Source organism: Sphingomonas sp. P4_G3, from assembly GCF_056401105.1.
The window spans coordinates 39,761-52,284 of sequence record NZ_JBFUJZ010000003.1 but is presented as its reverse complement, the minus strand read 5'-3'; the positions used below and the strand labels follow the sequence as shown (position 1 = coordinate 52,284).

The window sequence follows — 12,524 nt, the reverse complement described above, 5'->3', positions numbered from 1 at the left end:
GGCGCGAAGGCGCGTTTCAGTTCGGAGTGATGATATGCAGATCGCGCGCAGGGACTTCCTGAAATATGGCGGCGGCACGGTGGCGGCGCTCGCGCTTCCCGGAGTGCTGCCTGCCGCCAATGCTGCTCGCAAGCCAATCATCGACGTCCACATGCATGCCTATCCGGCCACGATGAAGCTGCCCGTGCCGATCGTGAATCCGATCACCGGCGTGAAGAGCTCGATCATCACCGGCGCAGACCATCTCACCGCCTGTCTCGAGCAGATGCGGCGGTACAATATCGTCAAGGGCGTGGTCAGCGGCGGCGATGGCGACCGCTTGCAGGCAGCCTATGATTGGCATGATCGCGATCCCGCACGCATTGTCGCCGGCGCCGGCATCCGCGGCTCGGACGACACGCCGCTGCCGCCGCTCGAAACGCTGCGCAGCGCCTTCGCCACGGGCAAGCTGAAGGTCTTGGGCGAGATCACCGCGCAATATGCCGGCCTGTCGATCAGCGATCCCAAATACGACCCCTATCTGGCCCTCGCCGAGGAATTCGACGCCCCCGTGGCGATCCATCTCGGCACGATGCCCGCGGGCACCACGTTCGACCCGTGCTGCCGCACGGCGCGAGCGGCGTTCGGGCATCCCGAAACGGTGGAGGGCGCGCTCAACAAGCACCCGAAACTGCGCGTCAACCTGATGCACAGTGGCTGGCCCTATATCGAAGAAGCCGAGGCGATGATGATGCTCTACGACAACGTCAATATCGACACAGGCGCGCTGTCATGGCTGCTGCCGCGGCCGGCCTTTCACGACTATCTGCGTCGGCTGGTCGATGCCGGCTTCGGCAAACGGGTGATGTTCGGGTCCGACCACATGTACTGGCCCGATGGGATCGGGCTCGCGGTTGAACATGTCGAGGCCGCGACGTTCCTGACCGAGGAGCAGAAGAGCGACATTTTCTACAATAATGCGGCGGCCTTTTATAAGCTGGCACCCGCGGCTCCCGTGACCCTCTCCGATGCTGATGCAACCCGCACACCGAATGGCTAATGTTGGCGTGTCAGGCTTCTAGCGCGCGGTGACCGCCACCGGGCCCAGGATGCCGGAGGGCTGGCCAGCCGGTGCATAGACGAGCAGCGCGACGATGCGCGGTCCGGCGCCGGGCGCGATCGGTGCGCGCAGGGGAGCGGTATCGGTGCCGTCCTTGATGGCTGTTCGGGTGCCGTCGATCCAGAGTTCGGCCCTGCCGCCAACCGCGTCGAACGCGATCACGCCTCCCTCGGCCGCGATGCGCTTCCAGGGCAGGATGCGCGCTCGATAGAGGCGCCACCCGGGCTGCGCCTCTCCGGGCGTGGGGTCGCCGCTATGGATGAAGTCCCAGCTGTTGTTGTCGCCATCGGCGGGGGCGAAACCGGGATCGGGGCGTTGGGTGAAGGTCGGCGAACGGCGCCAATCGCGTAGCTTCAACACGGCCGGAACGACCGCGACCTGCGGGCGCGGGGCGATATCGGCGCGATCGAGCTTCAGCACGGCGGGTTTCAGCCCGGACGCTGTGGCGCGGACGGTGATGCGTCCCCGGCCCGCATCGGCGCGGACGATCACCTGGGCCAGGCCATTGAACAGCGACCGTTCGCCTGCTGGCCCCGCAAACTGCTCGGGCTCGTGACTGTTGGGATCGCCATTGCCGACACCCAATAAAGTCGCACCCTCGACCGTGAAGCGCGTCGCCAGATTGGCGGTCGGGACGTGACGGCCGCGCGCATCGATCGCGTCGATGGTGATCGGCTGGGCGTCCCCGTCGTCGCCGGCCATGACCATGCGCGCGGGGGTAAGCCGCAGCGCCGCCGGCGGGCCCGCGGTCTCGTGCACCGCGGCCGCCACCACCTTGCCGCCGCGCATTGCCCGCGCCTCGATCCGGCCGGGAGCATAGGGAACGGTCCATTCGTTCCCCATGACGCGGTCGACCCGCTGCACGCCAAGGTCGCGGCCGTTGAGCATTAGCGCCACGGTCTCGGCGTTGCTGGTGACGAAGACCTTGATCGGCTGACCCTCGCGACCGGGCCAGGTCCAATGCGGCGCGATCGCCACCACTGGCCGGTCGTCGATCCAGTGCGCGCTGTGGATGTCGAACGCGGTCTTGGGAAAGCCGCACAGGTCGAGAATGCCGAAGAAGCTGGAGATGGTCGGCCATTCGTGCGGCGTCGGCTCGCCATGATAGTCGAACCCGGTCCAGACGAAGCCGCCCGCGACGAAGGGGCGCTCGGCGATGTTCTTCCACGATGCGCGATGCGTGCCGCCCCAGCTTGCGGCATCGGTGTCGTAGGACGTGATGACATGCCCGGCGGGATCGGTGGCGAAGGCGCCGCGCGTCTCGAAGGCGCTGGTGTCCTCCGAGCTCGTCATCGGCTTGGTCGGGTTCAGCCGGTGAAACTTGTCGTAATCGCCCTGGTAATAGTTGAACCCCATCACGTCGACGACGGACGACACGTTGGAAGGAGTGTAGAACGAGCCGTTCATCGCCGCGGTGATCGGCCGGCTGTCGTCGAGCCGGCGGACAGCGGCCGACATACGGCGCACCATCTCCACCCCGGCCTCGGTGCCCTGCATCGGCTCTTCGTTGAACACCGACCAGAGAATCACGCTGGGGTGGTTGCGGTCGCGCCGGACGAGCCATTCGAGCTGGGCGAGATAGTCGGGCGCCGGATTGAAGTTGCGATTCTCGTCCATGACGAGGAAACCCATCCGGTCGCACCAGTCGAGCAGCTCGGCAGTGGGCGCGTTGTGCGACATGCGGATCGCGTTGCAACCCATCGCCTTGAGCCGCTCCAACCGCCAGGCGAGCAGCGCATCGGGCATCGCGACGCCGACCCCGGCATGGTCCTGATGGAGGCAGACTCCCTTGAGCTTGACCGGTCGGTCGTTGACGAACAGCCCCTTGTCGGCATCGAAGCGTATCGTGCGGAAGCCGATCGCGACGCGGCGCTCGTCGACGATCTCGCCACCGCGCAGCACGCGGGTCCGCACCGTATGGAGCGTCGGCGTCTCGACCGACCAGCGCGCGGGGGTGCCGGCATCGAGAGTCAGCGCGGCATCGGCTCGTCCCAGCACGGGGACGGCCACGTCGGCCCGTTCCGTCGCGATCTCGCGGCCGTCGGGATCGAGCAGGGCCGCCTCGACCGTCACGTTCGCAGCGGCGCGATCGATGTTGGCGAGCGTCGCGGTGACGGGGACGCGCCAGTGTCCGTCGGGCCCCTGGCGCGGATCGCAATGGACACCGTCGCTGACGATGGCGACGGGGGCGCGGCGAACCAGCCAGACATGGCGGTAGAGGCCGGCGCCCTCATACCACCAGCCCTCTTTGACATCGGCATCGGCGCGAACGACGATCATGTTGGTCTCGTCGCCGAAGCGCGCGAACGGCGTCAGATCGACATAGATGCTGTTATAGCCCGACCAATTATGCGCAGCGAGGCTGCCATTGACCCAGATCGTCGCGTTGGTGGCGATGCCGTCGAAATGGAGCTCGATCGTCTTGCCGCGATCGGCCGGGTCGAGCCGCAGCGCGCGCCGGTACCAGCCAATGCCGCGCGGGCGATACCCTTGCGAGACGTTCGCGGTGCGGACGAAGGGTTGCGCCGCCGCCCAGTCGTGCGGCAGCCGCACTTCCGCCCAGTCCGAATCGTCATAGGCCATCGCCGCCGCGCCGCGCGCATTGCCGGCCTTGACGCTCATATAGGTGTCATCGTGCCCCTGCGGCTCCGGCGTCGGGACGTCGCCTTGATGGAAACGCCAGCCCAATTCGAGGCGCGTGCGTGAGGGATCGGGCTCGGGGAGCCGCGGCAGGAGGCGCCGCTGGGGCTCCGGCATCGGAAAGCCGTCGCCATCGCCGCTCCCGTGCGTGGCAATCGCCGCCTGTCCGGGCACCGCAAGCAGCGCGCCGACACCGGCACCTCCGAGGAGAAGTTGGCGACGATCCATTGCTGATACTCCAACACGATGCGGGGAATGCGGGGCGCTAGACGTCGCTCAATTCGGCGACGAAATCATAGGCGTCGCCGCGATAATAAGAGCGGGTGACTTCGGCCGGGCGGCCATCGCGCAGAAAGGCGCGGCGCTCGATCAGCAGGCCGGCATGGCCGGGATCGACACCGAGCATGCGGGCATGCTCGCCGCCAAAAGGTACAGCCCTGAGTCGCTGCAGCGCGCGCACCGGCCGATTGCCGACTTTTTCGAGCGCGCCATAGAGCGAGTCCTCGACCGCATCGACCGAGGCGAGGCAATAGCCCGCGATGGTCGAGAATTCGAGCGCCATCGGTTCGTCATCGGCATAGCGGATGCGCGCGAAGCGGAGCACCGGCGCGCCTGGCGACAGCCCCAGCATCATCGCTTCTTCCGGGTTCACCTGGCCGGGTGCGCGCGAAATCCAGCTGCTGCTCGCCCGGCGGCCACGCGCCGCCATGTCCTCGGTGAAGGAGGAGAGCTTGGAGAAACTCTTTTCGACACGCCCGGCAACGAAGGTGCCGGCGCCGCGCCGGCGGGTGAGCAGCCCCTCCTCGACGAGCCGGCCGATCGCCTTGCGCACGGTGATGCGCGACACGTTATATTCGGTGGCGAGATCGCGCTCGGGAGGGATCGCGTTGCCGGCGACGAGGATGTCGGCGCCGATCGCGTCGCGAATGAGCTGTTCGAGCTGGAGGTAAAGCGGGGACGGATTGTCCTCGCGCAAACGTCCTATCTGATCCGAAAACGCCATCAACTCCTCCCCCCGGGAGGCATCTTGTCGCCATCGCTGCCTCGCATGAGGTAACGCTATCGCAACCGGCCCGGTCGGGCAATGGGATGGTAGTGGATTTATATTGGTATCTACCGATGAAACCGCTCCTGAGTAGAGGTTGGCGTAGGGGCAGGAGCAAAAAAGTGGGAGCGGTAACAGTCTCCTATTGTGCCATAGGATCTATATTGGTTACACGTTCGGCGGCCGCGCCGGCCGGCGGAGGATGAAGATGCGGATTGCCGGGATGCGGCTGCGGAATCTGACTTGGGCGATGGCGTTCTGCAGTTCCGCGGCTTTCGCACAGGCATCCGATCCGCTCCCGTTGACACCTCTTCCCCAGTCCGTGGTGCGCGGCACGGGTAGCTTCACTGTGTCGAACGGTGCGACGATCGGTACCGCACCGGACGACAGTGGCGCCAAGGCCGCGGCGCGCGTGCTGGCGGCGCATGTGAGGATCGAGCGCGGACTGCTACTGAATCCGCGGGAAGGCGCAGGCATGATCACGCTTGCGCGCGACGCTTCGATCCGCGGCGACGAAGCCTATCGGCTGGTGGTCGACGCGCGGGGCATCCGCATCAGCGCCTCGGGTGACCGCGGATTGCTCTACGGCGCGATGACCGTCGCCCAGCTGTTGAGCCCCGATCGCCGCTTCGGCGCGCCGGTCAAGGTGCCGGCGGTGACGGTCGAAGATGCGCCCCGCTTCGGCTGGCGCGGGCTGATGCTCGACGTTGCTCGCCACTATCAGCCGATCGAGGCGATCTATGTAGTGGTCGACCAGATGGCGTCGGTGAAGCTCAACACGCTGCACCTGCATCTGACCGACGACCAGGGCTGGCGCTTCGAAGTGAAACGCTATCCCAAGCTCACCGAGCTGGGCGCGTGGCGCACGCCCCCTTCGGCCGGTGGTTCGCCTGGCGCCAAGGTGGGCGGCTTCTACACCCAGGAACAATTGAAGGCGCTGGTCGCCTATGCCGCCGATCGGGGCATCACCATCGTCCCCGAAATCGACCTGCCCGGCCATGCCCAGGCACTGGTCGCGGCCTATCCCGAGTTCGGCGTGTTCGGCGACCGGCCCGGCGTCTCCCACGACTGGGGGGTCAATCCCTATCTGCTCAACCCCGGTCCCGAGGGCGTCGCCTTCGTCAAGCAGGTGCTCGACGAGCTGATCGCGGTGTTCCCCGGTACCTATATCCATCTCGGCGGCGACGAGGCGATCAAGGATCAGTGGCAGCGGTCCCCACAAGTCCAGGCCCAAATCAAGGCACTCGGGCTGAAGGACGAGGATCAGCTGCAGAGCTGGCTGATCGACGAGTTCGGCAATTACCTGGCCACCAAAGGTCGGCGCCTGATCGGCTGGGACGAGATCCTCGAGGGTGGGCTGCCGCCATCGGCCTCGGTGATGTCGTGGCGCGGCGAGAAGGGCGCGGTCGACGCCGCCAACCAGAATCACGACGTGGTGCTGAGCCCCGCGCCGACCTTGTATTTCGACAGCCTGCAGAGCGATCGCGCCGACGAACCGCCGGGGCGGCTGTCGATCCAGACGCTCGCCGACGTCTATAAATATGAGCCGATGCCCGCGGGGATCGACGCCGACAAGGCGAAACATGTGCTCGGTGCGCAGGCCAATGCCTGGAGCGAATTCCTCGTCACGCCCTATCAGGTGCAGCATGTGATCTTCCCGCGCGCCGCGGCGCTCGCCGAGATCACCTGGTCGGCGAAGGGGAAGCGCGATTTCCCCGATTTCCTCGCGCGCCTCGATCCCCAGATCCAGCGCTGGCGGCGCTCGGGCGTGGAGGTGGCCGACAGCGCCTTCGCGGTGGGATTCCGGCTCGAGGGCACGCGCGGCGCAGCATTGCGCACGAACCGGGTGCGTGTCGCGCTCGCGACCCAGGCGCCTTACGGCACGATCCGCTATACGCTCGACGGCAAGGCGCCCGGCGCGACATCGCCCGTCTACAAGACGCCACTGGAGCTCAAGCCCGGCGTGACGATCCGCGCGGCGGCGTTCGACGCCGCCGGGCAAGCGACCGCTCAGCCGCGTAGCTTCGACACTGGCCGGACGGCGCTGCTCACGCGGACGAGTTCCGAGCTGGTCGCCTGTCCCCACGGCGCCTTCGGCCTGCGCGTTCCGCTGACCTCGGAAGCAACCGACAACGCGCCCACGTTCAACGTCAATTTGTTCGACACGTGCAGTGCCTATCCGGCGGCACCGCTCGATCTGGCGAAAAGCTTCACGATCGACGTCACCCGGCTGCCACGGCATTACGGACTCGCGCACGAGGCCAAAGCGCTGCGCGACCATTATAATGTCACCACTTATGGCGAATTGGTGATCGTCGCGCGCTGCATCGCCGCAGCCAAGGACAAGGCAATCGCGCCGATCGTGGTCGCCACCTTCCCGCTGCCCGACCCGGCGGCGGCGCCCGCGCGGTTCAGCGTCTCGGGCGCTCTGCCGGCGATGGCGGGTGACGAGGATCTCTGCTTCCAGTTCACCGCGCCGCTGTCCGGCCCCTATTATGCGGTCGAACGCGCGATACTCCGGGAGACGACGAAATGAGGTGGGGTAGGCTCGCGCTGTTGCTGCCGGCGCTCCTCGTCAGCGTATCCGCCTGGGCGGCACCGCGCGAGACGGTATCGCTCGACGGCGCGTGGGAAGTGCGGATCGACCCTGTCGACCAAGCGGCGAAGGCGCACCCTAAAGAGGCGCGATGGTTTCCTGCGCACGTGCCGGGCAGCGTCCAGCAGGACCTGATCGCCGCCGGTCGGGTCCCGGATCCTTTCAAGGGGATCAACGAGGCACCGATCCAATGGGCAGGGCTGACGAACTGGCAGTTTCGCCGGGTGATCGACGTGACGCCAGCGATGCTGGCGCGCGGGCATGTCGATCTGGTGTTCGACGGGCTCGACACATTCGCGACGGTGACCGTGAACGGCAGGCAATTACTGACCACCGACAATGCGCATCGGCGCTGGCGGGTCGATGCCAAAGCGGTGCTGAAGCCGGGGCGCAACGAGCTGATCGTCGCCATCGCCTCGCCGATCCGGACGCTCCAGCCGATGGTGCTGGCCACGCCCAATCCGCTGCCGGGCGAATATGATTCCGCGTTCGGCGACGAGCCCAAGGGCAAGCAGACCTCGCCTTACATCCGCAAGCCCAAATATCAGTACAGCTGGGACTGGGCGCCGCGGCTGGTCGCCATTGGCCTATGGCGGCCGGTGCGGCTCGAGGCGTGGGACGAGGCGCGGATCGACGGCTTCCGCGTCGACCAGGAAGCGGTCAACGACAATGAGGCGCGGCTGGTCGCGCGCTGGCGGATCATGGCCGATCGCCCGGCCAACGTGGCGGTGCGGGCGCGGGTGACGGGACCGGACGGCAGGACCATCGAGGTCAGCCGCGCCGCCAGCCTGATAGCCGGTGAGAATTGGGTCAGCGCCCCGATCACGATCGAGAAGCCTGAGCGCTGGTGGCCTGTCGGCTATGGCGCACAGCCGCTCTATTCGGTCGAGGCATTGCTCGATACCGGCGGCGAGACCAGCGACCGCGTGGCCCAGCGGATCGGGCTGCGCACCGCCGAGCTGATCCGCAAGGACGGCAGCTTCGGTTTCCGGATCAACGGCGTGCCGATCTTCGCCAAGGGCGCGAACCTTGTCCCGTTCGACAGCTTCCCGGCGCGCGTGCCCGAGGCGCAGATGCGCCAGATCCTGCAAAGCGCGCGCGACGCCAATATGAACATGATCCGGGTCTGGGGCGGCGGTTATTATCTGGACGATGCTTTCTATACGCTCGCCGACGAGATGGGCCTGATGATCTGGCAGGACTTCATGTTCGGCGGAGCGGTGACGCCGCCCGATGCGGCGTTCCGCGACAATGTGCGGGTCGAGGCCGGGGAGCAGGTCGAGCGGCTCCAGCCGCATCCCGCTTTGGTCGGCTGGTCGGGCGGCAACGAGATCCTGGCGGGCTGGGAGAATTGGTCCGACCGCAAGGACTTCAAGAAGCGCGTCGGCGCCGACGAACAGGAGCGGATCGGTACGGGCATGGCGGTGCTGTTCGACCGCGTGTTGCGCGACGCCGTGCTGACCCGAGCACCGGGCACGCCCTATTGGCCGGGCTCGCCCTCGACCGATTATGAAGGACCGATCGACACCGGCAAGGACGGTGACCGGCATTTCTGGGACGTGTGGTCGGGCTCCAAACCGGTCGAGCGCTATCTTGATTCCTGTCCGCGCTTCATGTCCGAATATGGTTTCCAGGCGATGCCGAACCTGTCGACGATCCGCGGCTTCGCGGGCAAGGGTCCGCTCGCGATCGACAGCCCGGTGCTCAAGGCGCATCAGAAGTTCCTGGCCGGCGAGGGCAATAGTCGCCTCCAACTCTATCTCGACCAGAGGCTGCGCAAGCCCCGGGACTTCGCCGATTTGGTCTATCTCACGCAGGTCAACCAGGCCCAGGCGATCGAGATGGCGGCGCGGCACCACCGCGCGTGCCGTCCGGTGACCCTGGGCTCGCTCTATTGGCAGCTCAACGACACCTGGCCGGCAATCTCGTGGTCGAGCATCGACTATAATGGGCAGTGGAAACTGCTCCAATATGCGGCGCGGCGTTTCTTCGCGCCGCAGGCGATCGTCGCCGAGCATAAGGACGGCGCCACACGCATCGCGCTCGTCTCCGACGCGACTTCGCCGATCGCGGCCGAATGGCGCGTCCGCGCATTCGACATGGCCGGCAAGCCGCTCGGCGCCATGAGCGCGCAAGTGACGCTCGCGCCGTTGGGCGCGCAGGAAGCGGCGAGCATCGCCGACGCCGATCTGTTCGCGAGCGCCGATCCCAAAGCGAGCTTCGCCGTCGCCGAGTTGCTGGTCGACGGACGCGGCGTCTCGCGCACGATCGTCGAACGCGCGCTGCCCAAGGATATGGCCTATCCGGCACCCGGGCTCACCGCGCGCTGGGACGGCAAGCGCGTGACGATCACGGCGGGCGCGTTTGCTCGCGCGGTGATGCTCGACTTCGGCGACCTCGCCGCGCAGCCGAGCGATGATGGGTTCGACCTGCTCGCCGGCGAGAGCGTGACAATCGACGTGGTATCCGACGCATCCGCTGCGGCGCTCAGCAAGGCCCTCACTTTGCGCACGTTGGGACCGCAATGAGCATTCCGCTGATCCTGCTCGCCTTGTTCGGGCCCGATCCCGACGCCGTGGCCAAGGCGGTCGACACGATGACCGTCGAGGAGAAGGCGGCACAACTCCAGAATACGGCCCCCGCGGATGCCGAGGCCGGGCTTCCCGCCTATGACTGGTGGAACGAGGGGCTGCACGGGCTGGCGCGCGACGGCGACGCGACCGTCTTTCCCCAGGCGATCGGGTTGGCCGCGACCTGGGACACCGACCTGATGCGGCGCGTCGGCGACGTGGTCGCGACCGAGGCACGCGCCAAGTTCAACGCGCGCCCGATCGGCGCCGATCGGCGGATCTATGAAGGGCTGACGATCTGGTCGCCCAATATCAATATCTTCCGCGATCCGCGTTGGGGCCGCGGCCAGGAAACCTATGGCGAGGACCCGTATCTGACCGGGCATCTCGGCGTAGCCTTCATCCAGGGCTTGCAGGGTCCCGACCCCGCCCACCCCAAGGTGATCGCCACGCCCAAGCATTTCGTGGTGCATAGCGGCCCCGAGGCGGGGCGCGACGGCTTCGACGTCGATCCCAGTCCGCAGGACCTGGAATCGACCTATCTCCCCGCTTTCCGGCTGGCGGTGACGGAGGGCAAGGCGCGGTCGCTGATGTGCGCGTACAACGCGATCCATGGCGTTCCCGCCTGCGCGCTGCCGTCACTGATGATCGACCGCCTGCGCCGCGATTGGGGTTTTACCGGCTTTACCGTTTCCGACTGCGATGCCGTCGCAAACATCTCTCTGTATCACCATTACCGGCTCGACACGGCGGCGGCCGCCGCCGCGGCGATCAAGGGCGGCACCGATCTCAATTGCGGATCGGCCTATGCCGCCTTGCCGCAGGCGGTGAAGCGCGGGCTGGTGAGCGAGGCCGAGATCGACACCGCACTCGTCCGCGCGCTCTCGGCGCGGCAGGCGCTCGGCATCGTCTTTGGCGCCGCCAGCCCCTGGAACCGGATTGCTCCCGACGCGGTCGGCGCGCCGGCGCATCGCGCGCTGGCGCTGGAGGCGGCGCGCAAGGCGATCGTGCTGCTCAAGAACGACGCCGGACGGCTGCCGCTCGCGCCGGGCAGTCGCGTCGCCGTGATCGGCGCCGATGCCGACGATCTGAACATCCTCGAAGCCAATTACCATGGCACTGCCGTCGATCCCGTCACGCCGCTGGAGGGCATCCGTCGCCAGTTCGGCGCGACCAATGTGCGTTATGCCCAAGGCTCGACACTGGTCGATGGCGCGCCCGTGCTGGTACCCGAGACCGCGTTCACGACAGACGGCAAGCCCGGGCTGAAGGCTGAATATTTCGCGAGCGCGACCGTGGCCGGCACACCGGTCGCGGTGCGGCAGGATCGGCGGATCGACTTCAACTATACGCGCGCCGCGCCGCTTGCCGGGCTCGACCCTCGGGGCTTCGCGGTGCGCTGGACGGGGGTGCTCGTGCCGCCGGGCCCGGGCCGCTACACGCTGGCGATTGATATTCCGGCGTGCTGGAAGGATTGCAAGACGCACGACGCGGTGCGGCTGTGGATCGACGGCAAGCCGCTCCACCAGGGGCCGCTCGGCAAGGGGCGCGTCGAGCTTCCATTCGTCAGCGACGGACGCCACCACGATTTCCGGCTCGAACTCGACCATCACGGCGAGGATGAGGGGATCAGGCTGCTATGGGTCCCGCCGGCCGAGCCCTTGCTCGCCCAGGCGGTGGCGGCCGCCCGCGATTCGGACGTGGTGGTGGCGGTGCTCGGACTCTCGCCCGATCTCGAAGGCGAGGCGCTGCCGGTGAGTGTGCCCGGCTTTGTCGGCGGCGACCGGACCGACATCGCCTTGCCGCTGGCGCAGCAGCGGCTGCTCCAGGCGCTTCGCGATACCGGCAAGCCGGTGGTGCTGGTGCTGGCCAGCGGCAGCGCAGTCTCGGTGGATCCAGGCATGGCCGATGCGATCCTCGCATCATGGTATCCGGGCGAAGCGGGCGGAACGGCGCTGGCCGAGACGCTGGCGGGGCTGAACAACCCCTCGGGACGCCTGCCCGTGACTTTCTACCGGTCGACTTCGGACCTGCCCGCCTTCGTCGATTACGGGATGAAGGAGCGCACTTATCGCTTCTTCACCGGTACGCCGCTCTGGGGGTTCGGCTATGGCTTGAGCTACACCCGCTTCGGCTATGCCGGGGTGATGGCGAAGGCGATCGGCACCGCCGCGCCGGTCGATGTGCGCGTCACCGTGCGCAACAGCGGCGCGCGGGCAGGTGAGGAAGTCGTGCAGGCCTATCTCGTGCCGCCGGCCGAAAAAGGCACGACGTTCACAGCGCCCGTGCTGCAGCGCCAGCTGGTCGCTTTCCGCCGCGTGCCGCTGGCTCCCGGCAAGACCCAGACGCTGCGCTTCACGCTCGATTCGCGCAGCATCAGCACGGTTGCGCGCGACGGCACGCGTCGCGTCCTGCCGGGCCCCTATCGCCTCTGGGTGGGCGGCGGCCAGCCAGGCATGGCGCCTGGCCAATGGGTCGATTTCACGCTCGGCGGGGAAGCACAGGCATTGCCGAAATGATCGACCATCGCACCTTCGCCATCAGCCTTCCCGCGCTCGCCGACCGGCCGCCATC

The 12,524-nt window shown here is 67.3% G+C and carries 6 protein-coding genes; 4 read left to right on the top strand and 2 right to left on the bottom strand.

Features of this window, described 5'->3' with window-relative positions; translation table 11 throughout:
* Positions 1-34 precede the first annotated feature (34 nt).
* Positions 35-1,039: an amidohydrolase family protein gene (locus tag AC1DQQ_RS08355; protein ID WP_478030485.1), complete on the top strand. Its 1,005-nt coding sequence runs from the start codon at positions 35-37 to the stop codon at positions 1,037-1,039.
* An 18-nt stretch (positions 1,040-1,057) separates the two neighbouring features.
* On the opposite strand, the gene galA is transcribed toward AC1DQQ_RS08355, so the two are convergent.
* Together galA and AC1DQQ_RS08345 are read right to left on the bottom strand one after the other, a co-directional pair.
* A complete protein-coding gene (galA, locus tag AC1DQQ_RS08350; RefSeq protein WP_478044837.1) occupies positions 1,058-3,967 on the bottom strand; it encodes a beta-galactosidase GalA in 2,910 nt (969 codons plus the stop codon).
* A 37-nt stretch (positions 3,968-4,004) separates the two neighbouring features.
* Positions 4,005-4,742 (bottom strand): GntR family transcriptional regulator, encoded by a 738-nt coding sequence (locus AC1DQQ_RS08345; protein ID WP_478032891.1) that lies wholly within the window; start codon positions 4,740-4,742, stop codon positions 4,005-4,007.
* 250 nt (positions 4,743-4,992) lie between these two features.
* On the opposite strand from AC1DQQ_RS08345, the gene AC1DQQ_RS08340 reads away from it, so the two are divergent.
* Genes AC1DQQ_RS08340 through AC1DQQ_RS08330 form a run of 3 tightly spaced genes read left to right on the top strand, consistent with a single transcriptional unit; the run spans position 4,993 to position 12,469 of the window.
* On the top strand, positions 4,993-7,320 hold the full coding sequence (locus tag AC1DQQ_RS08340; RefSeq protein ID WP_478044836.1) for a beta-N-acetylhexosaminidase: 2,328 nt from the start codon (positions 4,993-4,995) through the stop codon (positions 7,318-7,320).
* Complete coding sequence (locus AC1DQQ_RS08335) at positions 7,317-9,908, top strand: beta-mannosidase (RefSeq protein WP_478044835.1); 2,592 nt, start codon at positions 7,317-7,319, stop codon at positions 9,906-9,908. The genes AC1DQQ_RS08340 and AC1DQQ_RS08335 overlap by 4 nt, the downstream gene beginning before the upstream one ends.
* On the top strand, positions 9,905-12,469 hold the full coding sequence (locus tag AC1DQQ_RS08330) for a glycoside hydrolase family 3 C-terminal domain-containing protein (RefSeq protein WP_478044834.1): 2,565 nt from the start codon (positions 9,905-9,907) through the stop codon (positions 12,467-12,469). Before AC1DQQ_RS08335 ends, AC1DQQ_RS08330 begins: the two co-directional genes overlap by 4 nt.
* Positions 12,470-12,524: the final 55 nt, after the last annotated feature.

What these genes read in the sequence shown, in the direction of transcription:
- AC1DQQ_RS08355 (WP_478030485.1), top strand. Translation starts at nt 35, where the DNA reads ATGCAGATCGCGCGCAGGGACTTCCTGAAATATGGCGGCGGCACGGTG.
- galA (WP_478044837.1), bottom strand. Translation starts at nt 3,967, where the DNA reads ATGGATCGTCGCCAACTTCTCCTCGGAGGTGCCGGTGTCGGCGCGCTG.
- AC1DQQ_RS08345 (WP_478032891.1), bottom strand. Translation starts at nt 4,742, where the DNA reads ATGGCGTTTTCGGATCAGATAGGACGTTTGCGCGAGGACAATCCGTCC.
- AC1DQQ_RS08340 (WP_478044836.1), top strand. Translation starts at nt 4,993, where the DNA reads ATGCGGATTGCCGGGATGCGGCTGCGGAATCTGACTTGGGCGATGGCG.
- AC1DQQ_RS08335 (WP_478044835.1), top strand. Translation starts at nt 7,317, where the DNA reads ATGAGGTGGGGTAGGCTCGCGCTGTTGCTGCCGGCGCTCCTCGTCAGC.
- AC1DQQ_RS08330 (WP_478044834.1), top strand. Translation starts at nt 9,905, where the DNA reads ATGAGCATTCCGCTGATCCTGCTCGCCTTGTTCGGGCCCGATCCCGAC.